The sequence below is a fragment of the Pseudomonas sp. R3-18-08 genome, assembly GCF_003852065.1.
Lineage (GTDB): Bacteria > Pseudomonadota > Gammaproteobacteria > Pseudomonadales > Pseudomonadaceae > Aquipseudomonas.
Map to the genome: position 1 here is coordinate 1,162,728 of NZ_CP027729.1, position 25,332 is coordinate 1,188,059.

At 61.4% G+C, this 25,332-nt stretch carries 26 protein-coding genes; 19 read left to right on the top strand and 7 right to left on the bottom strand.

Annotated features, from left to right (window positions below; all coding sequences use genetic code 11):
- The first annotated feature begins 18 nt into the window (after positions 1 to 18).
- Genes C4J92_RS05240 through C4J92_RS05250 form a run of 3 tightly spaced genes read left to right on the top strand, consistent with a single transcriptional unit; the run spans position 19 to position 3,084 of the window.
- Positions 19 to 1,200 carry an amino acid ABC transporter permease gene (locus C4J92_RS05240; protein WP_124403154.1) on the top strand — a complete coding sequence of 394 codons (1,182 nt, stop codon included), beginning with the start codon at positions 19 to 21 and terminating at the stop codon, positions 1,198 to 1,200.
- A gap of 10 nt (positions 1,201 to 1,210) precedes the next feature.
- Positions 1,211 to 2,308, top strand: coding sequence for an amino acid ABC transporter permease (locus tag C4J92_RS05245; RefSeq protein ID WP_124361406.1), 1,098 nt, complete (start codon positions 1,211 to 1,213; stop codon positions 2,306 to 2,308).
- A gap of 11 nt (positions 2,309 to 2,319) precedes the next feature.
- Positions 2,320 to 3,084, top strand: coding sequence for an amino acid ABC transporter ATP-binding protein (locus C4J92_RS05250; RefSeq protein ID WP_003171943.1), 765 nt, complete (start codon positions 2,320 to 2,322; stop codon positions 3,082 to 3,084).
- Between the two features lie 51 nt (positions 3,085 to 3,135).
- Here the strand turns inward: C4J92_RS05250 and C4J92_RS05255 are convergent, their stop codons facing one another.
- Together C4J92_RS05255 and C4J92_RS05260 are read right to left on the bottom strand one after the other, a co-directional pair.
- Entirely contained in the window at positions 3,136 to 3,618 is a 483-nt protein-coding gene (locus C4J92_RS05255; protein WP_124403155.1) for a type II toxin-antitoxin system MqsA family antitoxin, read from the bottom strand.
- Positions 3,615 to 3,926 carry a type II toxin-antitoxin system MqsR family toxin gene (locus C4J92_RS05260; RefSeq protein WP_124403156.1) on the bottom strand — a complete coding sequence of 104 codons (312 nt, stop codon included), beginning with the start codon at positions 3,924 to 3,926 and terminating at the stop codon, positions 3,615 to 3,617. The genes C4J92_RS05255 and C4J92_RS05260 overlap by 4 nt, the downstream gene beginning before the upstream one ends.
- Before the next feature lie 159 nt (positions 3,927 to 4,085).
- On the opposite strand from C4J92_RS05260, the gene C4J92_RS05265 reads away from it, so the two are divergent.
- The 8 genes from C4J92_RS05265 (at position 4,086) to dacB (ending at position 12,841) form a co-directional block, all read left to right on the top strand.
- The gene (locus C4J92_RS05265; protein ID WP_124403157.1) at positions 4,086 to 4,745 is read left to right on the top strand and encodes a FadR/GntR family transcriptional regulator; all 660 of its coding nucleotides are present in this window, start codon (positions 4,086 to 4,088) and stop codon (positions 4,743 to 4,745) included.
- On the top strand, positions 4,735 to 6,009 hold the full coding sequence (locus C4J92_RS05270; protein WP_124403158.1) for a CynX/NimT family MFS transporter: 1,275 nt from the start codon (positions 4,735 to 4,737) through the stop codon (positions 6,007 to 6,009). The genes C4J92_RS05265 and C4J92_RS05270 overlap by 11 nt, the downstream gene beginning before the upstream one ends.
- 308 nt (positions 6,010 to 6,317) lie before the next feature.
- A complete protein-coding gene (locus tag C4J92_RS05275) occupies positions 6,318 to 7,052 on the top strand; it encodes a response regulator (RefSeq protein ID WP_256657456.1) in 735 nt (244 codons plus the stop codon).
- Positions 7,053 to 7,249: 197 nt separating this feature from the next.
- The gene (locus C4J92_RS05280; RefSeq protein ID WP_124365922.1) at positions 7,250 to 7,885 is read left to right on the top strand and encodes a response regulator transcription factor; all 636 of its coding nucleotides are present in this window, start codon (positions 7,250 to 7,252) and stop codon (positions 7,883 to 7,885) included.
- Positions 7,886 to 7,954: 69 nt separating this feature from the next.
- Positions 7,955 to 8,425 (top strand): nuclear transport factor 2 family protein, encoded by a 471-nt coding sequence (locus C4J92_RS05285; protein ID WP_124403160.1) that lies wholly within the window; start codon positions 7,955 to 7,957, stop codon positions 8,423 to 8,425.
- Positions 8,426 to 8,461: 36 nt separating this feature from the next.
- Positions 8,462 to 8,734: a GIY-YIG nuclease family protein gene (locus tag C4J92_RS05290; RefSeq protein ID WP_124403161.1), complete on the top strand. Its 273-nt coding sequence runs from the start codon at positions 8,462 to 8,464 to the stop codon at positions 8,732 to 8,734.
- 133 nt (positions 8,735 to 8,867) lie between these two features.
- A complete protein-coding gene (locus C4J92_RS05295) occupies positions 8,868 to 11,282 on the top strand; it encodes a TonB-dependent receptor (protein WP_124403162.1) in 2,415 nt (804 codons plus the stop codon).
- Between the two features lie 101 nt (positions 11,283 to 11,383).
- On the top strand, positions 11,384 to 12,841 hold the full coding sequence (gene dacB, locus C4J92_RS05300) for a D-alanyl-D-alanine carboxypeptidase/D-alanyl-D-alanine-endopeptidase (protein ID WP_124403163.1): 1,458 nt from the start codon (positions 11,384 to 11,386) through the stop codon (positions 12,839 to 12,841).
- A 1-nt stretch (position 12,842) separates the two neighbouring features.
- Here dacB and C4J92_RS05305 read toward each other — a convergent pair whose 3' ends face one another.
- Positions 12,843 to 13,622: an IclR family transcriptional regulator gene (locus C4J92_RS05305; protein ID WP_124403164.1), complete on the bottom strand. Its 780-nt coding sequence runs from the start codon at positions 13,620 to 13,622 to the stop codon at positions 12,843 to 12,845.
- A gap of 120 nt (positions 13,623 to 13,742) precedes the next feature.
- Between C4J92_RS05305 and hmgA the strand changes: the two genes are divergently transcribed.
- From hmgA to C4J92_RS05325, 4 genes are all read left to right on the top strand, one after another.
- Complete coding sequence (gene hmgA / locus C4J92_RS05310) at positions 13,743 to 15,026, top strand: homogentisate 1,2-dioxygenase (protein WP_124403165.1); 1,284 nt, start codon at positions 13,743 to 13,745, stop codon at positions 15,024 to 15,026.
- A 3-nt stretch (positions 15,027 to 15,029) separates the two neighbouring features.
- Positions 15,030 to 16,316: a fumarylacetoacetase gene (gene fahA / locus C4J92_RS05315; protein ID WP_124403166.1), complete on the top strand. Its 1,287-nt coding sequence runs from the start codon at positions 15,030 to 15,032 to the stop codon at positions 16,314 to 16,316.
- A 12-nt stretch (positions 16,317 to 16,328) separates the two neighbouring features.
- Positions 16,329 to 16,961, top strand: a complete 633-nt coding sequence (gene maiA / locus C4J92_RS05320) for a maleylacetoacetate isomerase (RefSeq protein ID WP_124369731.1) — start codon at positions 16,329 to 16,331, stop codon at positions 16,959 to 16,961.
- A gap of 101 nt (positions 16,962 to 17,062) precedes the next feature.
- A complete protein-coding gene (locus tag C4J92_RS05325) occupies positions 17,063 to 18,424 on the top strand; it encodes an aromatic acid/H+ symport family MFS transporter (protein WP_124403167.1) in 1,362 nt (453 codons plus the stop codon).
- Here the strand turns inward: C4J92_RS05325 and C4J92_RS05330 are convergent.
- Positions 18,421 to 19,224, bottom strand: a complete 804-nt coding sequence (locus tag C4J92_RS05330) for a SirB1 family protein (RefSeq protein WP_124403168.1) — start codon at positions 19,222 to 19,224, stop codon at positions 18,421 to 18,423. The genes C4J92_RS05325 and C4J92_RS05330 overlap by 4 nt on opposite strands.
- A 188-nt stretch (positions 19,225 to 19,412) precedes the next feature.
- Between C4J92_RS05330 and C4J92_RS05335 the strand changes: the two genes are divergently transcribed.
- Positions 19,413 to 20,432 (top strand): Glu/Leu/Phe/Val dehydrogenase dimerization domain-containing protein, encoded by a 1,020-nt coding sequence (locus C4J92_RS05335; RefSeq protein WP_124403169.1) that lies wholly within the window; start codon positions 19,413 to 19,415, stop codon positions 20,430 to 20,432.
- A gap of 54 nt (positions 20,433 to 20,486) precedes the next feature.
- On the opposite strand, the gene C4J92_RS05340 is transcribed toward C4J92_RS05335, so the two are convergent.
- Positions 20,487 to 20,747 (bottom strand): YebG family protein, encoded by a 261-nt coding sequence (locus C4J92_RS05340; protein ID WP_003171979.1) that lies wholly within the window; start codon positions 20,745 to 20,747, stop codon positions 20,487 to 20,489.
- A gap of 319 nt (positions 20,748 to 21,066) precedes the next feature.
- On the opposite strand from C4J92_RS05340, the gene C4J92_RS05345 reads away from it, so the two are divergent.
- Entirely contained in the window at positions 21,067 to 21,555 is a 489-nt protein-coding gene (locus C4J92_RS05345; protein WP_057724703.1) for a phosphate-starvation-inducible protein PsiE, read from the top strand.
- On the opposite strand, the gene C4J92_RS05350 is transcribed toward C4J92_RS05345, so the two are convergent.
- Both C4J92_RS05350 and C4J92_RS05355 read right to left on the bottom strand, forming a co-directional pair.
- The gene (locus tag C4J92_RS05350; protein WP_124361424.1) at positions 21,552 to 21,869 is read right to left on the bottom strand and encodes a DUF3509 domain-containing protein; all 318 of its coding nucleotides are present in this window, start codon (positions 21,867 to 21,869) and stop codon (positions 21,552 to 21,554) included. The two genes, C4J92_RS05345 and C4J92_RS05350, sit on opposite strands and share 4 nt — an antisense overlap.
- A gap of 325 nt (positions 21,870 to 22,194) precedes the next feature.
- Complete coding sequence (locus C4J92_RS05355) at positions 22,195 to 23,571, bottom strand: L-serine ammonia-lyase (protein ID WP_124403170.1); 1,377 nt, start codon at positions 23,569 to 23,571, stop codon at positions 22,195 to 22,197.
- 137 nt (positions 23,572 to 23,708) lie between these two features.
- On the opposite strand from C4J92_RS05355, the gene C4J92_RS05360 reads away from it, so the two are divergent.
- A complete protein-coding gene (locus C4J92_RS05360; protein ID WP_124403171.1) occupies positions 23,709 to 24,656 on the top strand; it encodes a LysR substrate-binding domain-containing protein in 948 nt (315 codons plus the stop codon).
- 213 nt (positions 24,657 to 24,869) lie between these two features.
- Positions 24,870 to 25,280, top strand: a complete 411-nt coding sequence (locus C4J92_RS05365; protein ID WP_124403172.1) for an HPF/RaiA family ribosome-associated protein — start codon at positions 24,870 to 24,872, stop codon at positions 25,278 to 25,280.
- The last annotated feature ends 52 nt before the right edge of the window (positions 25,281 to 25,332 follow it).

Sequence of the window (25,332 nt, forward strand, 5' to 3'; positions counted from 1 at the left end):
TTCTTTCCGGGGCACTTCATGCAAAATCAAATCGGCGCACCCAAGCAGAAGCTCAGCTTCAGCGATCCCAAAGTGCGTGCGTGGCTCTTCCAGATCATCACGATAGTGGCGGTGGTCTCGCTGGGCTGGTACCTCTTCAATAACACCCAGACCAACCTGCAGCACCGGGGTATTACCTCTGGTTTCGACTTCCTTGAGCGCAGTGCCGGCTTTGGCATCGCGCAGCATTTGATCGACTACACCGAATCGGACAGTTATGCCCGGGTGTTTGTGATCGGTTTGCTCAACACCCTGCTGGTGACCTTTATCGGCGTGATCCTGGCGACCCTGCTCGGGTTCGTCATTGGCGTGGCGCGGCTGTCGCCGAACTGGATGATCAACAAGCTGGCGACGGTGTATGTGGAAGTGTTCCGCAACATTCCGCCGCTGCTGCAGATCCTGTTCTGGTACTTCGCGGTGTTCCTGACCATGCCGGGGCCGCGTAACAGCCATAACTTCGGCGATACCTTTTTTGTCAGCAGTCGTGGCCTGAATATGCCGGCAGCGCTTGCCGCTGAGGGTTTCTGGCCGTTTGTGGTCAGCGTCGTGGTGGCGATTGCGGCAATCGTGCTGATGGCGCGCTGGGCCAACAAGCGCTTTGAAGCGACCGGCGTACCTTTCCATAAATTCTGGGTGGGCCTGGCGTTGTTCATCGTGATCCCGGCGTTGTGCGCATTGATCTTCGGCGCGCCGCTGCACTGGGAAATGCCGGAGCTCAAAGGCTTCAACTTTGTCGGCGGCTGGGTGTTGATTCCCGAACTGTTGGCACTGACCCTGGCGCTGACGGTTTATACCGCGGCGTTTATCGCGGAGATCGTGCGCTCGGGTATCAAGTCCGTCAGCCACGGCCAGACCGAAGCGGCGCGTTCCCTGGGCCTGCGCCCCGGGCCGACGTTGCGCAAGGTCATTATCCCGCAAGCGTTGCGCGTGATCATTCCGCCGTTGACCAGCCAATACCTGAACCTGGCGAAAAACTCGTCGCTGGCCGCCGGTATCGGTTACCCGGAAATGGTTTCGCTGTTTGCCGGCACGGTGCTCAACCAGACCGGCCAGGCCATCGAAGTCATTGCCATCACCATGAGCGTGTACCTGGCGATCAGCATCAGCATTTCCCTGCTGATGAACTGGTACAACAAGCGCATTGCGCTGATCGAGCGGTGAGGAAACCTGCATGAGTTCGCATACGTTCAAACCTGATATGCCGCCGCCGAGCAAAGTCTTCGGGCCGATGGCATGGATGCGCGCCAACCTGTTTTCCAGTTGGCTCAATACCCTGCTGACCTTGTTGGCGTTCTACCTGATCTACCTGGTGGTGCCGCCGATTCTGAGCTGGGCGATCATCGACGCCAACTGGGTCGGCACCACGCGCGCCGATTGCACCAAGGAGGGCGCCTGCTGGGTGTTCATCCAACAGCGCTTCGGGCAGTTCATGTACGGCTACTACCCCGGCGACCTACGCTGGCGCGTGGACCTCACCGTATGGCTGGCCATCGTCGGCGTGGCGCCGTTGTTCATCTCGCGTTTTCAACGCAAGGCGGTCTACGGCCTGAGCTTTCTGGTGCTGTACCCGATCATCGCGTTCTTCCTGCTGCATGGCGGGATCTTCGGCCTGACCAACGTGGCGACCAGCCAATGGGGCGGCCTGATGCTGACCCTGGTGATCGCCACCGTCGGCATCGCCGGCGCTTTGCCCCTGGGCATCATGTTGGCGCTGGGACGGCGTTCGAACATGCCGGCCATTCGTGTGGTCTGCGTGACCTTCATCGAATTCTGGCGCGGCGTGCCGTTGATCACCGTGCTGTTCATGTCCTCGGTGATGCTGCCGTTGTTCCTGCCCGAAGGCATGGGCATCGACAAGTTGCTGCGCGCACTGATCGGCGTGATCCTGTTCCAGTCGGCCTATGTGGCTGAAGTGGTGCGCGGTGGTTTGCAGGCGATTCCCAAGGGCCAGTACGAAGCGGCCGCAGCGATGGGCCTCGGCTACTGGCGTTCGATGGGCCTGGTGATTCTGCCGCAAGCCCTGAAGATGGTGATCCCCGGCATCGTCAACACGTTTATCGCGTTGTTCAAGGACACCAGCCTTGTGATCATTATCGGCCTGTTCGACCTGCTCAACAGCGTCAAGCAAGCCGCCGCCGACCCGAAATGGCTGGGCATGGCCACTGAAGGCTATGTGTTCGCCGCCCTGGTGTTCTGGATTTTCTGTTTTGGTATGTCGCGCTATTCCATTCATTTGGAACACAAGCTCGACACAGGCCACAAGCGTTAGGAGTTGATGTGATGAGCGAAGCGATCAAACAGCCTGTGAGCCCTGAAGGCATTATCCAGATGCAGGGCGTCAACAAATGGTACGGCCAGTTCCATGTGTTGAAAGACATCAACCTCAACGTCAAGCAGGGCGAGCGTATCGTGCTGTGCGGCCCGTCGGGTTCGGGCAAGTCCACCACCATCCGCTGCCTCAACCGTCTGGAAGAACACCAGCAGGGCCGCATCGTGGTCGATGGCGTGGAATTGACCAACGACCTCAAGCAGATCGAGGCGATCCGCCGTGAAGTCGGCATGGTGTTCCAGCACTTCAACCTGTTCCCGCACCTGACCATCCTGCAGAACTGCACGCTGGCGCCGATGTGGGTGCGCAAGATGCCCAAGCGCAAGGCCGAAGAAATCGCCATGCACTACCTTGAGCGCGTACGCATTCCGGAGCAGGCCCACAAGTTTCCGGGGCAACTGTCCGGCGGCCAGCAACAGCGCGTGGCGATTGCCCGCGCGCTGTGCATGAAGCCGAAAATCATGCTGTTCGATGAGCCGACCTCGGCCCTCGACCCGGAAATGGTGAAGGAAGTACTCGACACCATGATCGGCCTGGCCGAAGACGGCATGACCATGTTGTGCGTGACCCACGAAATGGGCTTTGCCCGCACCGTGGCCAATCGCGTGATCTTCATGGACAAGGGCGAGATCGTAGAACAGGCGGCGCCGAATGACTTCTTCGATAACCCGCAGAATGATCGGACCAAGTTGTTCTTGAGCCAGATTCTGCATTGATGGATGTTTGAAAAAAATAAACCCGGCATGGCCGGGTTTATTTTTGTCTGTTCAGGAAGCCTTGAGCGCCTCCTGCTCTGTGTTCACGGTATGAGTGAAGCCCCGCAGGTCAGCGCCTTCGGCCAATACCTTGGCGTCGGCGAGCAAATGTGGGTAACGATCCAGTAATCGCATCAACAGAACCAGTGGCTTCGGTGGCAGAAGCTCGCCGCGCTCATAACGTGAAAAAGCGTTGTGACCGCCACCGGACAACAGTTGCACGGTTTCTTTTTGCGTAAGGTGCAGCTTGCGACGGATACGTTTCATCTCGCTGCCGATCATTGTCCGTGCGGCGTGGACGAGTTCATCGCTGGCCGCGCTATAACGGTCGGAGCAGTCAGGGTCATGCATGCCGTCGCCGCACAGTTGGCATTCCCAACCAGACAGGTCATCGACACGCCGTTCCATACCTTTGACACGGATAGTTTCGCTGCGGCTTTCAAAGCGCGTCATGGCGTCGGGTGCACCGCAAATGAAGCAATGTTGAGTTTTCATGAGTTCTTCTTCTTGAAGGAGATCACTGGAGGGTTACCGGCTGTGCAGTAAGTGACCTTGATGTAAATCTCCTGACCATGTGAACTGATGTGGTACACGTCCTGCCACACCCGGTGATCGGCATACGTGGTCATCGATTTGTACAACATCCTGTTTTGTAACTCGAAAACGACCTCTTGCATCTCGTTGATGTTCAGGCCGATCCGCGCACCTGTTTCCTTTGCTGCGAGCGTAAATGCCCGGCCTCCAAGCCGCCTGACATCCGCCTTGATCACCGCCAGATCGTAATGAGGTGTGTACTTTTCCATAAGACACCTGAGTCCAATAATTACCCTCTGAGGGTAATTTTACCAATCGAAAATTCTGTTCTTTTTCCTGCCTGAAAATCCTAGTGCGTTGCCTTTGTAGGCAACTCCGAATAGGCTGTAGGAAAATTCATCCTATGATTGGACGAAAGCGTAAAGCTCATGACAGACATCGCCCCGTTGATCAAACGCTCCCTGGTGGACCAGGCCCTGGAGCAGTTGCGCTGGCGCATAACCGAAGGAAAATGGGCCATCGGCGAACGCCTGCCCACCGAACCGGAGCTGTCTGCCGAGCTGGGCATCAGCCGCAACACCGTACGAGAGGCCATGCGTGTATTGGCGTTTTCCGGCTTGATCGAAATCCGCCAGGGCGATGGCAGCTATTTGCGTTCGATGACCGACCCGCTGGGGGCGATGCGTGCGTTGTCCCATTGCTCGCTGGAACAGGCGCAGGAAACGCGGCAGATCCTCGAAGTGGAAGCCATCGGGCTCGCGGCGTTGCGCCGCAGCGATGACGACCTCATCGCGCTACGCCAAGCCCTCCAGGCCAGCGCCGCGTTGTATCACGGTGAACTGGAGGCCTACATCAGCGCCGACCTGGTGTTCCACCAACGCTTGGTGGACGCGGCGCACAACCCAGCCCTAAGCGAGCTGTACCTTTATTTTTCAAGCATCGTCGGCGCCCAACTGCGCCAGACCCTGAACACCTCGCCGCGTCGTCAGGCCGTGTTCGACCTGCATATCGCCCTGCTCGACGCCGTGGAACACCAAGACCCGGAACGCGCCAAATCCCTCTGCCGGCAGTTGATCAATGAACCTTGAAGCCCCAAACAAGCAACGTGCAACCGAACTGGAAGAACTGCTGATCGATGCCGAAGCCGACGACGAGCTGGTCCAGCAGCACGAGCCGGTGGTCAGCCGGCCGTGGCTGTTACTGCTCGGCCTGGTCCTGGTGGCGCTGAACCTGCGCCCGGCGTTGTCGAGCCTGTCGCCGCTGCTCAGCGAAGTGTCCGCCAGCCTGGGTTTGTCGGGGGCCAGGGCCGGTTTGCTGACCACCTTGCCGGTGCTGTGCCTGGGGCTGTTCGCGCCGCTGGCACCGATCCTGGCCCGGCGTTTTGGCGCCGAGCGCGTGGTCCTGGGGATTCTGCTGACACTCACCGGCGGCATCATCCTGCGCAGTTCTCTCGGGGAATTCGGGCTGTTCGCCGGTAGCCTGCTGGCCGGTGCGAGCATCGGCATCATCGGTGTGTTGCTGCCGGGCATCGTCAAGCGTGATTTCGCCAGGCAGGCCGGCGCCATGACCGGTGTCTACTCCATGGCCCTGTGCCTGGGCGCGGCCCTGGCTGCTGGCGCGACCGTGCCCTTGAGCCATTATTTCGCGGGCAGTTGGGCCATCGGCCTGGGCTTCTGGATGGTCCCGGCCCTGGTGGCGGCGCTGTTCTGGTTGCCTCAGGTCGGCCAGAAACACAGCGCCCATCAGGCGGCTTACCGGGTCAAGGGCTTGCTGCGCGACCCGCTGGCCTGGCAGGTCACCGTGTACATGGGCCTGCAATCCTCCCTGGCCTACATCGTGTTCGGCTGGTTGCCATCGATCCTGATCGGTCGCGGCTTGAGCGCCACCGAGGCCGGGCTGGCGCTGTCGGGCTCGATCATCCTGCAGTTGTTCAGTTCCCTGGCCGCGCCGTGGCTGGCCACACGCGGCAAGGACCAGCGCCTGGCAATCGTGGTGGTGATGCTGCTGACGCTCGGCGGTCTGTTCGGTTGCCTGTACGCGCCACTCGATGGCCTATGGGGCTGGGCGATTCTGCTGGGCCTGGGGCAGGGCGGCACCTTCAGCCTGGCGCTGACCCTGATCGTGCTGCGCTCCCGGGATTCCCATGTCGCCGCCAACCTGTCAGGCATGGCCCAGGGCATTGGCTACACCCTCGCGTCGATGGGCCCGTTTGCGGTCGGCCTGGTGCATGACTGGACTGGCGGCTGGACGGCGATCGGTTGGATCTTCGCCGTGATCGGACTCGGCGCAATTATCGCGGGCCTTGGCGCCGGCCGTGCACGCTACGTAAACGTCACCAGCGAGAAAGTCTGAAGGCAGACACTTTCGACAGTGCCTGCATGGCACGCCACTCCAGTGCGCTGCCAGTGGATGGTGGCTTTTTCGTAGTTGTTGTATCGGCTTTCAATCACTCAAAAGGTTATCTGTTTCTGGTCGATAACGCCCAACAGGATTAGGCAATCATTCCTGCACTGGGCCCTCATGGCGATTGCATCAGTGTCACAGGTTGCCGCTGGATCAATAGCCATGGAGAGGGAGTGATGGTTTCGCCGCAAGGTTCAACCCCAGGAGCGAGCCGCAAACCAGATCCGCCGGTTGTCCCCCCGCTTCATTGGCGGCACATGAATATCCTGGTGGTGGAAGATCATTCAGCCTACCGGCTGCTGTTGGGCTGGATGTTGCAGAAGCTGGGCCTGGGGTACGAGTTGGCCACCGATGGGTTCATGGGGCTGGAGGCGTTTACCCGCCGGCCCTTTGATTTGGTGATCTGCGATTGCCAGATGCCGTTTATGGATGGTTACAGCATGGCCAGCGCCATTCGCCAGCATGAGCACGACCACGGATTGAGGCGAGTACCGATCATTGCCTTGACCGCCAATCTGCAAAGCGATACCCCCCGGCGCTGTCGCGAAGCGGGCATGGATGCCTGGCTGCTCAAGCCACTGACCCTGGAACAATTGCACGCCGTGCTGCTGCACTGGCTGCCTGGCAGTGATGCTCCGCAAGCCGGCCAGGAGACTGCGCCAGCCCCTGGCTGGCCAACCCGTGACACGCTTGTCGCGACGTTTGGCAGCGACGCGATCGTCGATCAGCTGCTCGAAGGCCTGCTGGTGGAAGCCTGGGAAGACTATCGCGTCTTGCGCCACGCCCGTTCAACGCTGAACGCCTCACTGGCTGCCGAGCGCCTGCATCGCCTGGTGGGTAGCCTGGTATTTCTGGGCGGCAGCGACCTTGAGTCCACTGCCACGCAATTGATCAAGCAGGTCCAGTCCGGCGATGTTGCTTCCCACTCGGTGCAACTGGAGCTGTTCCAGGCACGTTTGTGCGTTTATCTCGAATACCTGGCCCGTCTCTGAATCCGCGCCTGCAAGGGCTTTTCGTTTCCGAGTGAGCTGGTTTTGACTGTAGGTGTTTTCCTGTTGTTTTGTAGGCAAAAATTTAGCTAGTACAGAACATTGGGCATGGCTGCAAGTCACGCTTTGTTAGCTGTTGTTGATGATTGCTGGCGGAGGTATTTTGCGCTGATTCAAGTTGCAGTCATTCGTGGGTACCTATGCTTCGAGTAATTATTGCTGACGATCACCCTATTGTTCGCATCGGGCAAAGGGTCGTGATCGAGGCGAATGGAAGATGCACAGTGGTCGGTGAGGCCGACGGTCCTGATCAGTTGCTTGACGTGTTGAGCACAACCCCGTGCGACGTGCTGGTCACGGATTTCGCCATGCCAGGCGGCCAGCAGGCCGATGGCTACGGTTTGTTGGGCCTGCTGCACCGCCAGTATCCGCAGGTGCCGGTGATTGTGGTGACGATGTTCGCCAGCATCGCCATCTTGCGTGCAGCTTTTTCCCATGGTGTGCGCGGCGTGGTCGCCAAGAGTGCTTCGGCCAAGGAGTTGCCCCAGGCGATCAAGGCCGTGTGTGCGGGCCAGACCTTCACCAGCGAATCCCTGCGCTTGCAGTTGGTGGAGTCGGGGGTGGGCGACCAGTCCGGGCAGCCTAAGTTGTCCGACAAGGAGCGCGAGGTGGTGCGAATGTTGGCCAGCGGCATGACAGTCAGCCAGATTGCGGCACAGGTCAACCGCAGTATTTCCACCATCAGCAAGCAGAAAAGCACGGCCATGCAACGTTTGAGTATTTCGACGGATGTCGATTTGTTTGCTTATGCGCGCGATACGGGAATGGTGCCGTAGAAAGCAATGGCATTCTCGTGTTACGCGGACTATCGTTCGGCATCCCTGTTCATCCTGCGAAAACTGCCCATGAGTGATGTCCATAACGCCCTGATCACTGAGTTCTATAGCGCCTTTGAGCGCCTGGATGCCGAAGCCATGGCCGCCTGTTATACCCAGGACGTGGTGTTCAGCGATCCGGCCTTCGGCGAACTGCGCGGGCAGGACGCCGGCGACATGTGGCGCATGCTCACCACTCGGGCCAAGGATTTTTCCCTGACCTTTGACAACGTGCGCAGCGAGGGCAACGCGGGCAGCGCGCACTGGGTGGCGACCTACCTGTTCAGCGCGACCGGCAATACGGTGGTCAACGATATTCAGGCGCGCTTCGTGTTTCGTGACGGCAGGATTTGCGAGCATCACGACCATTTCGACCTGTGGCGCTGGTCGCGCCAGGCGTTGGGCACCAAGGGCCTGTTACTGGGCTGGACGCCCTTGGTGAAAAACGCCGTACGCGCCCAGGCGCGCAAAGGTTTGAAGGCATTCCAGGCCGGTCGTTGATAAGCTGGGTGCTTCTGTACAGTGCCGAATTCCGTCGTGAACACGCCTGAATCCAAACCCTGGTTCGTCTACCTGGTGCGCGCCGCCAATGGCTCGCTGTATTGCGGCATCAGCAATGACCCGGTGCGCCGGTTCGCCACGCATCAGAGCGGCAAGGGCGCGCGGTTTTTCCTCTCCAGCCCCGCCGTTGCGCTGGTGTATACCGAGCAATGTGCGAGCAAAGGCGAAGCACTGCGCCAGGAACGCCTGATCAAGAAATTGAAGAAGAGCGCCAAGGAGTGCCTGGCGACCAGTGGTTCATCAGGCTGACTGACAGGTTTCCATCAGGCGCAATAACAAAATATTTGCAAACAAGGGTGAGGTAAACCGTTCGCCCATCCGTGTAGTGCTTGAAACTGCGATCAATTCGCATTAACAGCGTTTTTACACGGGTGCTCACAGCATGAAATCGACGGCGGGCGGTAGGGTCAAACAGTGGCTGGGAGCCTCGGTATTTTCAGTCTCGGCGCTGGCGCTGCTGCCCCTGGCCGTGGCACAGGCGCAGGAACAGCAAAGCGCCCAGTTCACGTTTGCTCTGGCGGCCAAACCACTGCCCCAGGCGCTGAGTGATTTCAGCCGGGTCACCGGGATCAGCGTGATCTATACCGATGAAGCGCCTTACGGCCTCAACGCCCCGGCGCTCAACGGGCAGATGAGCGCGACCCAGGCGCTGCAACGCCTGCTGGGCAACTCCGGCTTCACCTTCCGCCAGATCGACGCCCGTACCCTGGCGCTGGAACCGCTGCCCGCCGACGGCGCGGTCAATCTCGGCGCCACCACCATCAGCGCCGCCAGCCCTGGCCAGGACAGCACCAGCTACCAGCCGCCGCCGACCAGCTCGGTGATGCGCTCCCAGGGCCTGCTGCTGGAAACCCCGCAAACCGTCAACGTGGTACCCGCCCAGGTCTTGCGCGATCAACAACCGCGCAACCTGGATGACGCGCTGGGCAATATCAGCGGCATCACCCAGTCCAACACCCTCGGCAGCACCCAGGACGCGGTGATGCTGCGCGGCTTCGGTGACAACCGCAATGGCTCGATCATGAAGGACGGCATGCCGGTGGTGCAGGGCCGTGCGTTGAACGCCACCGCCGACCGCGTGGAAGTGCTCAAGGGGCCGTCGTCGTTACTGTACGGCATCCAAGACCCGGGCGGCGTGGTCAACATCGTCAGCAAAAAGCCCGAGTTGGTGCAGTCCACGTCCTTGACCGCGCGCGGCTCGACCTTCGGCAGCGGCAAGAATGGCAGTGGCGGCAGCCTGGACACCACCGGCCCGATTGGCGACAGCGGCCTGGCCTATCGCCTGATCGTCGACCATGAAGACGAAGACTACTGGCGCAACTACGGCACCCACCGTGAAACCCTGGTGGCGCCGTCGCTGGGTTGGTATGGCGACGCGACCCAAGTGGTGTTCGCCTATGAGCACCGCGAGTTTCTGTCGCCGTTCGACCGCGGCACGGCCATCGATCCAAAAACCAATCACCCGCTGAATATCCCTGCGACGCGCCGCCTGGATGAGCCGTTCAACGATATGGAAGGCCGCTCCGACCTGTACCGCCTGACCGTCGACCACGACCTGAACGACGACTGGAAAGCCCACTTCGGCTACAGCTGGAACCGTGAAACCTATGACGCCAGCCAGGTGCGCGTGGTCAAGGTCAACACCAACGGCACCCTCACCCGCAGCATGGATGGCACCCAGGGCGCGCTGACCACTGACCGCTTCGCCACCGCCAGCCTTGAAGGCAAGGTCGACGTGGCCGGCATGCGCCACGACCTGGTGTTCGGGCTGGACGATGAATACCGCAAAATCCACCGCGCCGAGCTGATTCGCCAGGCGCCACGCGGCATTTTCAACTACAACGATCCGGTCTACGGCAACGAAGTGGCGGGCTCCAACGTCAGCGCGCCGGACAGCAACCAGACCGATCTGCTGCGCAGCGATTCGCTGTTCTTCCAGGATGCCCTGCACCTGAACGACCAGTGGATCCTGGTGGGCGGCGCGCGCTACCAGATGTACGACCAATACGCCGGTAAAGGCGTGCCGTTCACTGCCAACACCGACGGCAACGGCCAGAAGTGGGTGCCGCGTGCCGGGCTGGTGTACCGCTACACCGACGAACTGTCGTTCTACGGCAGCTACACCGAGTCGTTCAAACCCAACTCCACCATTGCGCCGCTGGCCAACAAAACGGTGCTGGAGGGCAGCCTGCAGCCGGAAGAATCCAAGGCCTGGGAGCTGGGTACCAAGTTCGACCTGCCGGGGCGCATCACCGCGAGCGCGGCGCTGTTCACCATCGATAAGCGCAACGTACTGGTGCAGGTGGGCGAGGGGTTGACCTCGGTCTACAGCGTGGCGGGCAAGGTGCGTTCCCGTGGCCTGGAGCTGGATGCCAGTGGCCAGCTGAGCGATAAGTGGAGCCTGATCGGCAGTTACGCCTACACCGATGCCGAGGTCACCGACGACCCGACGCTCAAAGGCAATCGCCTGCAAAACGTGGCGAAAAATACCGCGTCGCTGTCGGCCGTGTATGACTTCGGCAGCCTGTTGGGTGGCGATCAACTGCGCGTCGGTGCCGGTGCGCGCTACGTCGGCGAGCGGGCAGGGGATGCGGCCAACAGCTTCGAATTGCCGAGCTATACCGTGGCCGATGCGTTCGCCAGCTATGACACCAAAATCGACGGGCAGAAGGTCAAGTTCCAGCTCAATGTGAAAAACCTTTTCGACCGAACTTACTACACCTCTTCGGTGAACACCCAGTTCGTGTCCATCGGTGATGCGCGGCAGGTGTCGGTGTCCAGCACCCTTACCTTCTGACCGGATTTGCTTTTTTGTGGGAGGAGGGGGATTGCACCCTCCCACATTGACACCTGAGCTGTTAGCGTTGCCGGCATTCGATGCCTACGGAAACGCTACTGATGCACTTTGGAAGATGGCTACACACCTGCGCGCTGCTGGTCGGCTTGAGCTTGTTACTGGGCGGCTGCGCCAGCGTTTCACACCCCGCCACCCCAGCGGCGCTCGACCAACTGTTGGCCGACCCGGCGTTGCATGGCGCCACCGTCTCGCTGATGGTGCGCGACGCCCGCAGCGGCAGCACGCTCTACCAGCACAACCCACGCACACGGTTGGTGCCGGCTTCCAACCTCAAGCTGCTGACTACCGCGGCGGCGATGGATGTGCTGGGCGCGCAATACCGCTTCGCCACGCAGCTGCTCAGTGACGGCACGCGCCAGGGCGAACGCCTGACCGGCAACCTGTACCTGCGCGGCCTCGGCGACCCGACCTTGCAGCTCGCCGACTACCAGGCCCTGGCGGCGCAATTGGCCAGCCAGGGCATCCGCCAGGTCCAGGGCGACCTGGTGTTCGACGATACCTGGTTCGACGCCGAACGCTTGGGGGTCGATTGGTCCCAGGATGATGAAACCACCTATTACGGCGCGCAGATTTCGGCGCTGACTGTGGCACCCAATGCCGATTTCGACGCCGGCAGCGTGCTGGTCACGGCCACGGCGCCGATACGGACCGGCCTGCCGGTGACTGTCGAGATTTATCCGCCCACCGACTACCTTCAGCTGAGCAACCGCGCCCTCAGCGGGCCGGGCAACACCTATGGCGTCAACCGCCGCCACGGCACCAACCTGTTGCAGCTCAGCGGTGCGGTCGTGCCGGGCACCCAGAGTGCGCAACTGGTCAGCGTATGGGAGCCGACGCAACTGGTGGCCAACCTGTTCGAGCAGGCGCTGGCGCGGCAAGGCATCCAGGTGATGGGGCGCCGGGTGATCGGTGCTGCGAGCCCGGCCACGGCGAACGTGCTGGCCGAGCATCAATCGGCGCCCTTGCAGGAATTGATCACGCCGCTGCTCAAGCTCTCCAACAACAACATGTCCGAAGCCCTGCTCAAGGCCATGGGCCGCAAGACCGCCAACAGCGGCACGGCGGCGGCGGGCGTGGCGGCGGTGGCCGGGTTTCTCAAGCGACAGGGGGTGGATACGAGTACCTTGAACCAGGTGGACGGCTCGGGCCTGTCACGGCGTAACCTGCTGTCGTCGCAAACCCTGACCGACCTGCTGCTGGCCGCAAGCAAACAGCCGTGGTTCGATGCCTGGTACAACGCATTGCCAATTGCCGGCAACAGCGATCGTATGACCGGCGGTAGCTTGCGCTATCGGCTGCGCGCCACGGCCGCCGAGAACAACCTGCACGGCAAGACCGGTTCCATGAGCGGGGTGTCGTCCCTGAGCGGTTACCTCACCGATGCCCAAGGACGGCGACTGGTGTTTGCGATTATCAGCAATAACTACCTGAGCGACACCGCCAGCATCCATGCTCTGGAAAACCGCCTGGCCGTGGCCCTCGCGCAGTGGCACGACTGACTCAGGGCTGATAACCCATGCGCCAACTCACGGCCCGGGTCGCCGCCAGCAAGCGCTGCGCCGCCGGGCCATCTTCATCGGCGTGGAACAGCGAAGTAGGGCCGACCACGGTCATCACCGCCGCCACTTGCCCGACCGCGTTGAACACCGGCGCCGACAACGCATCCACCCCCGGCATCAGCAAACCATGCACAAAGTGCAGGCCACGGTGGCGGATCTGCTCGCAGGTGATGGCGTAGGCCTGGTCATCCGCCAGGGCATGGGCGGTGCCGGCCTGGATTTCGCGCTCACGCAGTTCCACGGTTTCCCGTGTCGGCAGATACGCACTGAACACCAGCCCGGTGGACGAACTGAGCAGCGGCAAGACCGAACCCAGTTGCGTCACCACCGTCACCGCGCGCACCGCCGGTTCGATCTGCACCACGGTCGCGCCCTGGTTGCCCCACACCGCCAGGAAGCAGGTTTCATTCAGGTCATCGCGCAGCTCCGCCAGGGGCATCGCGCCAACCTTCAGCACGTCCATGCTACCCAACGCGGCCAGCCCCACACGCAAGGCTTCGCGCCCCAGGCCGTAATGGTTGGTGGCGGCGTTCTGTTCAGCAAAGCCCGAGGCGATCAGCGCCTGCAGGTAACGATGGACCTTGCTCGCCGGCATCTGCACATGCTCGGCCAGGCGCGACAGTGAAGTGGCCGGCGACAGTTCGGCCAGGGCCTTGAGGATATCGGTGCCCACTTCGGCCGAGCGGACTTTCTGTTTACCGGTGTCGCGGGGCTTTTCCATGGGGGAGCGAGAATCCGAGAGATGAGTGGGCGTCTTTATAGCTTGACGGTCCATGGCGATCAAATTACGTTAAGCGTAACTGGATTACGATAAAAACAACTGACCCCCAGAGGATGCTCCATGAACCTCGAATACCTGTCGGGCTTCGGCAATGAATTCGCCAGCGAAGCCCTGCCCGGCGCGCTGCCCGTCGGCCAGAACTCGCCGCAGAAAGCGCCCTACGGGCTGTATACCGAACTGTTCTCCGGCACCGCGTTCACTATGGTGCGCAGCGAAGCCCGGCGTACCTGGCTGTACCGCATCCAGCCATCGGCCAATCACCCGGCCTTTAGCAAATTGGAGCGGCAGTTGGCCGGCGGGCCCCTGGGCGCGGTGACGCCGAACCGGCTGCGCTGGAACCCGCTGGACATCCCAGGCGAGCCGACTGACTTTATCGACGGGCTCGTAGGCATGGTCGCCAACGCCGGGTCGCAAAAACCGTCAGGCATCAGCATCCACACTTACCGCGCCAACCGCTCAATGGAGCGCGTGTTCTTCAATGCCGACGGCGAACTGTTGATCGTGCCCGAACAGGGCCGTTTGCGGATCGCCACGGAGCTGGGCGTGCTGGAGGTCGAGCCGCTGGAGATTGTGGTACTGCCACGCGGGCTCAAGTTCCGCGTCGAACTGCTCGATGCCCAGGCGCGCGGTTACGTCGCCGAAAACCATGGCGCACCGCTGCGCCTGCCGGACCTGGGCCCCATCGGCAGCAACGGCCTGGCCAATCCGCGCGACTTCCTCAGCCCGGTCGCCCACTACGAAGACCTCAAGCAGCCGACCACGCTGGTGCAGAAATTCCTCGGCGAACTCTGGGCCTGCGAGCTCGACCATTCGCCGCTGAACGTGGTCGCCTGGCACGGCAATAACGTGCCGTACAAGTACGACCTGCGTCGCTTCAACACCCTCGGCACGGTGAGTTTCGATCACCCGGACCCGTCGATCTTCACCGTATTGACCTCGCCCACCAGCGTGCACGGCCTGGCCAACCTCGACTTCGTGATCTTCCCGCCGCGTTGGATGGTGGCCGAGAACACCTTCCGCCCGCCGTGGTTCCACCGCAACCTGATGAATGAATACATGGGCCTGATCCAGGGCGCTTACGACGCCAAGGCCGAGGGTTTCCTGCCCGGCGGTGCGTCGCTGCACAGCTGCATGAGCGCCCATGGCCCGGACGGTGAGACCTGTACCAAAGCGATCAACGCGGACCTGGCGCCGCACAAGATCGATAACACCATGGCATTCATGTTCGAAACCAGCCAAGTGCTGCGCCCCACCCAGTTCGCCCTGGAATGCCCGCAACTGCAACCCGCTTATGACGCGTGCTGGGCTTCGCTGCCCGCCACCTTCAACCCGAATCGGAGATAACCCATGACGCAACCCACACAACCCCGCAGCTGGGTGGCCTCCGCCAACGGTCACGCGGATTTCCCCCTGCAGAACCTGCCGCTGGGGGTGTTCAGCATCAACGGCTCGGCGCCGCGCAGTGGCGTGGCGATTGGCGACGCGATCCTTGACCTGCACGCGGCCCTGGATGAGTTTGACGGTGAAGCGCGGCGTGCCGTCGAGGCGACTGCAGGCGGTCAGTTGAACGCCTTTTTCGAACTCGGCCGCGGCCCACGCGTGGCTTTGCGCGAGCGCCTGCTGGAACTGCTCGCCGAAGGCAGCAAGCTGCAAACCCGCGAGGCGCAGGTGTTGCACCGTGCCGCCGATTGCCAGATGCACTTGCCGGCGAAAATCAATGATTACACCGACTTCTATGTCGGCATCGAACACGCGCAGAACGTCGGCAAACTGTTCCGTCCCGACAACCCGCTGTTGCCCAACTACAAGTACGTGCCGATTGGCTATCACGGCCGTGCCTCGACCATTCGTCCCTCGGGTACGGATGTGCGCCGCCCCAAGGGCCAGACACTGCCGGCCGGACAGGCCGAGCCCACCTTCGGCCCCTGCGCCCGCCTGGACTATGAACTGGAACTGGGCATCTGGATCGGCCAGGGCAACACCATGGGCGACGCGATTGCTATCGGCGATGCGGCCGAACATATCGCCGGTTTCTGCCTGCTCAACGACTGGTCGGCACGCGATATCCAAGCCTGGGAATACCAGCCGCTCGGGCCGTTCCTGTCCAAGAGCTTCATCACCAGCATCTCGCCCTGGGTAGTCACGGCCGAAGCGTTGGAGCCGTTCCGCAAGGCGCAACCGCCGCGACCCGAAGGCGATCCGCAGCCGTTGCCCTACCTGCTGGACCCTCGCGATCAAAAGGCGGGCGCCTTCGATATCGAGCTGGAAGTGCTGTTGACCACCGCATCGATGCGTGAGCAGAACCTGCCGGCCCATCGCCTGACCCTGAGCAACACCCAGCATATGTACTGGACCGTGGCGCAAATGGTTGCGCACCACAGCGTCAACGGTTGTCAGCTGCAGGCCGGTGACCTGTTTGGTTCGGGCACGTTGTCGGGGCCGCAGCCGGGGCAGTTCGGCAGCCTGCTGGAGATCACCGAGGGCGGCAAAACACCGATTGAGCTGGCGTCCGGCGAGGTGCGCAAATTCCTCGAAGACGGCGATGAAATCATCCTGCGTGCGCGCTGCAACCGCGAAGGCTTTGCCTCCATCGGTTTCGGCGAATGCCGTGGCACTGTGGTCGGCGCACGCTGAGGGGGCAGGGTGATGGAACTCTATACGTACTATCGTTCGACCGCGTCCTACCGGGTGCGCATCGCCCTGGCGCTCAAGGGCCTGGACTTCACGGCGGTGCCGATCAATCTGCTGGTGCCGGCTGGCGGAGCCAATCGCCAGCCCGAGTACCTGGCGATCAATCCACAAGGGCGTGTGCCGGCCTTGCGCAGCGACGGTGAACTGTTGATTCAGTCTCAGGCGATCGTCGAATACCTGGAGGAACGTTATCCCCAGGTACCGCTGCTCTCCAAAGACCTGGCGGCGCGTGCCCACGAACGCGCCGTGGCATCGATCATCGCCTGCGATATCCACCCGTTGCACAACTCCAGCACCCAGAACCTGCTGCGCCAGTGGGGCCATGATGAGGCGCAATTGCTCGAGTGGATCGCGCATTGGATCAGCCAGGGGCTCGGTGCGGTGGAGCAGTTGATTGGCGATCACGGGTTCTGCTTTGGCGAGCAGCCAGGCATGGCCGATGCGTTCCTGATTCCGCAGTTGTATGCAGCCGAGCGTTTCAAGGTGCCGTTGGCGGCGTACCCGCGTATCGGACGGGTGGCCGCCTTGGCGGCGCAGCATCCGGCGTTCGTGCAGGCGCACCCGGCCAATCAACCTGACACACCATAATTCCCATAACTTGCACAGAAACAAAATGTGGGAGGGGGCTTGCCCCCTCCCACAGTTTTTGATCAGCGCCAGCCAATAAAAATAATTAAAGGTACCTTGCGATGCACAATCAGATTGCCAGCTTTCGCGCGGCACTCGACGCCCGTCCGGTGTCGCGCTATCAGTGGTTGATTCTCCTGCTACTGGCATTGCTACTGGTGACCGATGGCTACGACGCCCAGGTGCTCGGCTATGTCGTGCCGGCATTGGCCAAGGACTGGGGCCTGGAAAAAGCCGCGTTCGGCCCGGTGTTCAGCGCCAACCTGCTCGGCCTCACAGTGGGCTCGCTGCTGGTGACGCCACTGGCGGACCGGTTCGGTGTGCGGCGCATTCTACTGGCCTGTGTGCTGATCTACGCCAGCCTCACCGTATTGATGGTGTTCGCCAACTCCCTGACCACGCTGATGGCCGCACGCTTTATCTGCGGCATCGGCATGGGCGGCGCGATGCCCAGCGCCATGGCCTTGATGTCGGAATATTCGCCGCCACGCATGCGCACCCTGATGGTGACCCTGGCAGCCTGTGGCTTCTCGTTCGGCGGCGCGGCCGGTGGGTTTGTGGCGGCGGGGTTTATCGACGGTTTCGGTTGGCAGGCGGTGTTCCTGGCGGGCGGTGTTACGCCGCTGCTGTTGTTTCCGTTCCTGGTGTGGCGGTTGCCCGAATCCCTGCCGCGCCTGCTGCGCGATGCGCCGCCCTACACGCGCTTGCACAAGGTCACGGCGCGCATGTTGCCCGATTGGCGGGCGCCCCTGGCGAGCGAGGCGCAGAATCGCCAGGAACAGGGCAGCCGGTTGACCGTGGTGGAGCTGTTCCGTCACGGCTACGCGCGCCCGACCGTGCTGATCTGGGCGACCTTTTTCGTCAGCCTGATCCTGCTGTATTTCATGATCAGCTGGCTGCCGTCGCTGTTGCTCGAAAGTGGGCTGGCGCTGAACCAGGCCAACCTGGTGACCTCGATGTTCCTGTTTGCCGGCACATTGGGCGCCATCGGCATGGCCTGGTTCGCCGATCGGCTGAAAAGCAAAGTGCGCCTGTTGTCCGCTGTGCTGGCAGCGGCGGCGGTGTGCACGGTGCTGCTGGGCCTGAACCATGACAATCCGCGTTACCTGGTGGCGTGCGTGTTTGCCGCCGGGTTCTGCATCATCGGCGGGCAACTGACCCTCAATGCGTTCGCCAGTAATTTCTACCCGGCGCACGTGCGCGCCACCGGTACGGGCTGGGCATTGGGGGTGGGGCGATTCGGCTCGATCCTGGGGCCGTTGTTCGGCAGCCTGCTGCTGGCGATGCATATTCCGGTGCAGCAGATTTTCTTCTTCTGTGCGATTCCGGCGGTGATTGCGGCGCTGTTGATTATTCAGGTGCGGTCGCCAGGCACGAGCGATGCCATGAAGCCGTCGCCGGGCGACCTGCTCAAGGCGCCCTAATGCACCACGGAATTGGGCGGCAGATGTCCCAGCCGCTCGGTCAGGCGCAGGCGCTGGATAGGGTCTTCGCTGAGCATCAACGCGTGTTCCAGGTCAAACCGTTCGGCGCTCGGGCAGTCCAGGCGCTGATACAGGCTGGCCCGCGCCAGGTAGTCGGCGGCGCTGGCATTGCCCAGTTCGAGCACACGCTCGGCATCCACCAGGGCGGCCAGTGGTTCGTCGTTGGCGAGGTACAGCTGGCGCAGGTTACGTGACAGCCGTTGCAGGATCGCGCGCGGATCGGCGCTGTGCAGGTGCTCGGCTTGTAGTTTGAGATTGGCTCCGTACTGGCGGTGCAGCAGTTCGCGACAGTCGTTGGGGTACAGCCGCCGACCGCCGCAGGGGTCCAGCAGGTGATCGGCACCGGGTACTCGCAGCAGGAAGTGGCCGGGGAAATTCACCCCGACCAAGGGAATCTCCAGGCGCCGCGCCAGCTCCAGCGCGATCAGGCCCAGGGCCAGGGGTTGTCCGCGCTTACGTTGCAACACCTTGTCCAGCAGCGCGGCGGCGGGGCGCAGCGGGGTGAAGTCATCCTGGGCAAAGCCCAGGTCGTTCATGCAGCGCAGCAGCGGCTGGCCCAGTTCATCGGCCGGCAACGTGGGCATGCCCAGGCTGACCTGTTGTTGCAGCAGGCCGAACGCCTGCAGGATCAGTTGTGGCTGTACGCCAGCATCATGCTCGGCAGCAATCCACAGCGCGGCTTCGAACAGCGCAGGGGGCGAACGGTCCAGGCAGGCGAAAAAGGCTGTGCGGGGATTCATTGCATTCTCCGGCGGATGCCCTCGTTTTAGCCTTGCTGCGAATTTTCGTCCAGCATCTTAAGTAAATATCCCACGCCCTTATGCCGCAGGTCCCACGAAACGGGGATGCTTATTCCAGTGCAATCGAGCAGTTTGCTGCTGTCAGCCTATACTTGGGCCACTACCAGAAGTGATTCGGGAGCACGACGATGTTTGCGCTCATGCACAGCACCCGCCTGGAATCGCTGCACCTGAGCGTCGACCCGGTGAGCGGGCTGAAGGCGATCATCGCCATTCATAACAGCCGCCTGGGCCCGGCCCTGGGCGGCTGCCGCTATCTTGCCTACCCCGATGATGAAAGTGCCATGGCGGATGCCGCGCGCCTGGCTCAAGGCATGAGCTACAAGGCCGCTTTGGCGGGCTTGCCGGTGGGCGGCGGCACGGCGGTGATCCTGCGCCCCGCCCATGTGGAGAGCCGCGCAAGCCTGTTTGAAGCCTTCGGTCGCTGTGTGGAGCAACTGGGCGGGCGCTACATTACCGCCATCGACAGCGGCACCTCGGTCGCCGACATGGATTGCATCGCCCAACACACGCGGTTCGTCACCAGCACCACGGCCGCCGGCGACCCTGCACCGCATGCGGCCATGGGGGTGTTCACCGGCATCCGCGCCACCGCCATGGCCCGCCTGGGCAGCGACAACCTCGAAGGCCTGCGCGTGGCGGTGCAGGGCCTGGGCAATGTCGGTTACGCCCTGGCCGAACAACTGCACGCGGCGGGTGCCGAACTGCTGGTCAGCGACATCGACCACGGCAAGGTGCAACTGGCCATGGAGCAATTGGGTGCCCACCCCATCGCCAACGACGCTTTGCTCAGCACGCCCTGCGATATCCTCGCGCCTTGCGGCCTGGGTGCGGTGTTCAATCGCCAGAGCGTCGGCCAACTGCGCTGCGCCGCCGTGGCCGGCTCCGCCAGCGCGCAATTGACCAACCTGCAAGTGGCCGACCAACTGGAAGGGCGCGGCATCCTCTACGCCCCGGACTACGTGATCAATTCCGGCGGCCTGATCTACGTCGCGCTCAAACACAGCGGCGCCGAGCTGGCGAGCATCACCGCGCACCTGTCCAACATCGGCAAGCGCCTGACCGAAGTCTACGCCCATGCCCAAGCCGAAAAACGCTCCCCGGCACGGGTCGCAGACGAACTCGCCGAGCGCCTGCTGTACCAATGACCAGGCATTAAAAAGGCCCTGAATCCATGATTCAGGGCCTGTTCAATTCGGGCTTTATTCCGCCGCCGCGTTCAGCAACTCGGACAGCGCGTCCGGCTGGCTCTTGAACGCCTTGGCAAATACATCGCGGTTCTTCGCCATGTAGATCCCGGCTTCTTCCACCTGCTGCTCGCTCAAGGACGGCACGGCTTTTTGCAACACTTCTGCCAGCAACTCAGCGAGTTCAAGCATTTTGTCATGACGGTCAGCTTCGGCTTTATCCATGAACAAACGCTCCAGATCTCGGCTGCTGCGGTATACCACTTCGACGGCCATTCACCACCTCACATGCCTTCACGATAGTTGTCTTTTGCGACTACTGTATTTATATACAGCGAAAAGCATAAGCCAAACGCGGTGGTTTGGATAGTAGGTTTTTAATGTAGTTGGGAAATGGGGGTTTGCTACAGCGCAAATGCTCATTGTGGGAGCACGCTCGCCCCTTTGCTCTAGGTCTGGTGAGCGCCCTGATTAATCTGTGTCTCATGCCATCGAGCCATCATCTTATGCACGTGCTGGCCTTTTTTCTGCATGCAGAACAACCGTCACGTCCCTCCCGCATTATCCGGTCGAGCCGACCTAAGGAAACATCATCGTGAAAATCAACTGGGCCGAAAAGCTGCGCCAGCAAGTCCATGGGCTGGCCGAGTCGCTGGGCAATCTGTTTGTGGAGTCGTTCCACTACCTGGCGCTGTTCGCCATCGGGGCGGTCACTGCCTGGGCGGCGGTGATGGAGTTTCTCGGGATGCTGGAGAACGGGCATATCAAGATCGATGACATCTTGCTGCTGTTCATCTACCTGGAATTGGGCGCCATGGTCGGGATCTATTTCAAGACCAACCACATGCCGGTGCGCTTCCTGATCTACGTGGCAATCACCGCGCTGACGCGTCTGCTGATCTCCAACGTGTCCCATCACAACCCGCCGGACGTGGGCATAATCTACCTGTGCGGTGGGATTCTGCTACTGGCCTTCGCGATTCTCGTGGTGCGCTACGCGTCGTCGGCCTTTCCGTCGGTGAAGGTCGAAGGCCCGCGTCGCAAGGGCGAGGCGAGCCTGGAAACCGAGAAGGGCGAGCTTTAAAGCCCGACGCTGAACGGCAGGCTACGGGTGGGCGGTGGCTGCAAGAGCTTGTGATTGTCGCCATCGGTCATCACCGCGAGGATTTCCATGGCGCTGTGACCCTGCTCGATGGCGATGCCGAACTGGATGCTCTGCACCAGGCGCTTGAGCCGTTGCGGGTCGTTGCGTTGTTCGGCGCTGATCATGCGTTTGGCCACTACGCCGCTGTCATCGGAGAGCGTGAGCATGATGCTGCCATCCAGCCGCTGGATACTCAGGTTGACGCGGTATTGCGGGCTGAAGGTGTCGGTGATGATCTGAAAAGGGTTGTCCATGGTGCGTTACCGCCTGATAAGAACATGCAGTCATTGACGACCGGTGTCGGGAATAGTTCGCGTTGCCTGACCACCGGCCAAAGTCCGTTTTCCTCAGAGGCTGTACAGCAAGGGCCGTGCCGTATAGGGCTCTGCCAGACGATCAGCAACCCATGTGGGAGGGGGCTGGCCCCCGATAGCGGTCTTCCAGCCGAGCATTTATTGGCTGACACACCGCTATCGGGGGCAAGCCCCCTCTCACATTTGATACAGGTTGTGCCTGGGAACGGTGATCCGTTTCAGGGCAGTACGCAAAAAACGACCGCTGACGGCGCAATCATCCCGGTCAGCACTCCACCCAGCTGACCGCCAGGCCGCCCCGTGACGTTTCTTTGTATTTGTCATGCATGTCGGCGCCGGTATCGCGCATGGTGCGGATCACCCGGTCGAGGGAGATAAAGTGCTTGCCGTCGCCGCGCAGGGCCATTTGGGTGGCATTGATCGCTTTGACCGCCGCGATGGCGTTGCGCTCGATGCACGGCACCTGCACGAGCCCGCCAACCGGGTCACAGGTGAGGCCGAGGTTGTGTTCCAGGCCGATTTCGGCGGCGTTTTCCAGTTGCTCAGGTGTAGCGCCGAGGATCTCGGCCAGCCCGGCAGCGGCCATGGCGCAGGCCGAGCCGACTTCGCCCTGGCAGCCGACTTCGGCACCGGAGATCGAGGCGTTCTTCTTGCAGAGGATGCCGACGGCGGCGGCGGCCAGAAAGAAATTGACGACATCGTCATCGGACGCGTCGGCGTTGAACTTCATGTAGTAATGCAGCACCGCCGGGATAATCCCCGCCGCGCCATTGGTCGGTGCGGTGACCATGCGCCCGCCAGCGGCGTTTTCTTCGTTGACGGCGAGGGCGAACAGGTTGACCCACTCCATGGCTGATAAGGTCGAAGTGATCACGTTGGGCTTACCGATTTCCAACAGGCTGCGGTGCAATTTCGCAGCGCGCCGCGGTACATCCAGCCCACCGGGCAGAATGCCTTCATCGCGCAGGCCTTGTTCCACGCACTCGCGCATCACCGACCAGATATGCAGCAGGCCGCTGCGGATGTCTGCGTCGCTGCGCCACGCCCGTTCGTTGGCCATCATCAACTGCGAAACCCGCAGGCCGTGCTGGTTGCACAAGGCCAACAGCTCGACGGCGCTGGAAAAATCGTAGGGCAATTGCACATCGCTGGTGGGCGCAATGCCCGACGCGGCTTCGGCGGCTTCGATGATGAAACCACCGCCCACCGAATAATAGGTTTGCTCGCTTAGCAGGCCGCTGTCGCCATAGGCGTGCAGGGACATGGCGTTGGGGTGGTAGGGCAGGCTTTCGTCGAGCAGCAACAGGTCGGTGTGCCAGTCGAAGGCAATGTTCTGCTGGCCGGCGAGGAGCAGTTGACCGGACTCGCGCAGTTGCTGGATGCGTGCGTTGATCGAGGTGGGGTCGATGCGATCCGGCCATTCTCCCATCAAGCCCATCACACAGGCCCGGTCGGTAGCGTGGCCGACGCCGGTAGCTGACAGCGAACCGTATAAACGCACTTCGACGCGGCGGGTTTCACTGAGCAATCGCTGGTCGGTCAATGCCTGGGCAAAGGTCGCCGCAGCGCGCATCGGGCCGACGGTATGGGAGCTGGACGGGCCAATGCCCACCTTGAATAAATCGAAAACACTGATAGCCATGCTAAAGCCTTACAAGCAATGGAGTAGAAATCGCTGCCATGTTTTGTAGAGCAGGCGGAATTGACGCGATACTGAGCCTCTGGATCGGCACTGACCAACGAATTATCCTAAGACACTCTTTAGCAGGACTAAACGCTATGACCCGCCCCCTTCATGGCCAGACGTACGTCTGGCTGCATGTGTTTTCATGCGCTGCACGGCATTTGTCGTTCACCCGCTGCGCCGAAGAACTGCACATCACGCCGGGGGCGGTGAGCCAGCAGATTCGCCAGTTGGAGGAGCGCCTGGGCTTTCGACTGTTTCACAGACGCGCCAGGGGCGTGGAACTCAGCGCCGAAGGGCAGCGCCTGGCGGCGGTGGTGGGGGAGGCCTATGGCAGCATTGACGCCGAATTACAGCGTCTGGACGCTGGGATGATCAGCGGCACCTTGCGCCTGCGTTCGATCCCGTCGTTTCTTGGCAAGTGGCTGACCCCGCGTCTGCCACGGTTGCAGCAGCGCTTTCCAGACATTCAACTGCGCCTGGTCGCCGAAGACAGCAGTATCGCCCTGCACGAGGGCGACTTCGACCTGGCCATCGACCTGAACGACGGTAGCTACCCAGGCCTGTTATCCACAGCGCTGCTGGACGAACAGATCTTTCCGGTCTGCGCTCCCAGCCTGCTACGCGGGCGCCCGCCGCTGCATGGGCCGGCGGACCTGGTGCATTTCCCGCTGTTGCACGACATCACCGCCTGGCGTGGGAGTTATGAGTATGCCGAATGGGAGTTTTACCTGGATGCCATTGGTTACCACGACGCCGATGTGCGCCGCGGGCACACCTTCAACCGCAACCACCTGACCATCGAAGCCGCCATTGCCGGTATGGGCGTCGCGATTGCGCGACGCACATTGCTCAATGATGAACTGGAACGCGGCAGCCTGATCGTGCCGTTCGGCCTGGCCGTGCCCAACCACAAACGCTACGTGCTGCTGTATGCGCCAGGCGCATTGAACCATCCGGGCGTGCGCGCGGTGCATGATTGGCTGGTGGAGGAGGCGGGGATTTTCCGGGCGCTGCACCCAATGGGAGCGGGGCAATTGTGAGGATATTCAGGGGTAAGAAGATGTAACTAACTCCCCACCCTAACAGCGTTTTTGCTTGTCGTCAGGGTTAATTTGTAATGTGGGATTTATCTTTGCAAAGGGGTTGAATTGTTTCAGCGAGTGCTCAATTGTGTAATCAGGAGGTCATGGTTTCACCACCCCGGTGTTGCAGTTTGTGATCTCTGGCGAGCTAGCTGAAATAAGGGAAGAACTATGCAAATCCAAGTCAATAGCGATAACCATATTGAAAGCAGCATCCGACTGGAGGAGTGGGTACGTACTACCATTGAGAGCACGCTCGAACGTTATGAAGAAGACCTGACCCGTGTTGAGGTTTACCTGCGGGATGAGAACGGCGACAAGCCCGGTCCCCACGATTTAAGTTGCCGTCTGGAGGCACGTCCAAAAGGCCATCAAGCGATTTCGGTCTGCCATAAAGCCGATACGCTGGAACAAGCGATTGATGGCGCGGCCACCAAGCTCGACCACGCGCTGGAACATCTGTTCGGCAAACTGCAAGGCAAGCCCCGCGCTGCCGGTAAAAACCAGCCGACCACCAAAGTCAATGAAGATGAGCTTGAACAGGAGTTTCTGGAAAAAGAACGGGCCGTATTCAACGGCTGATAGTTTTTTTCACTCCCATTGAAAACGGGCCTGCGCATGCAGGCCCGTTTTC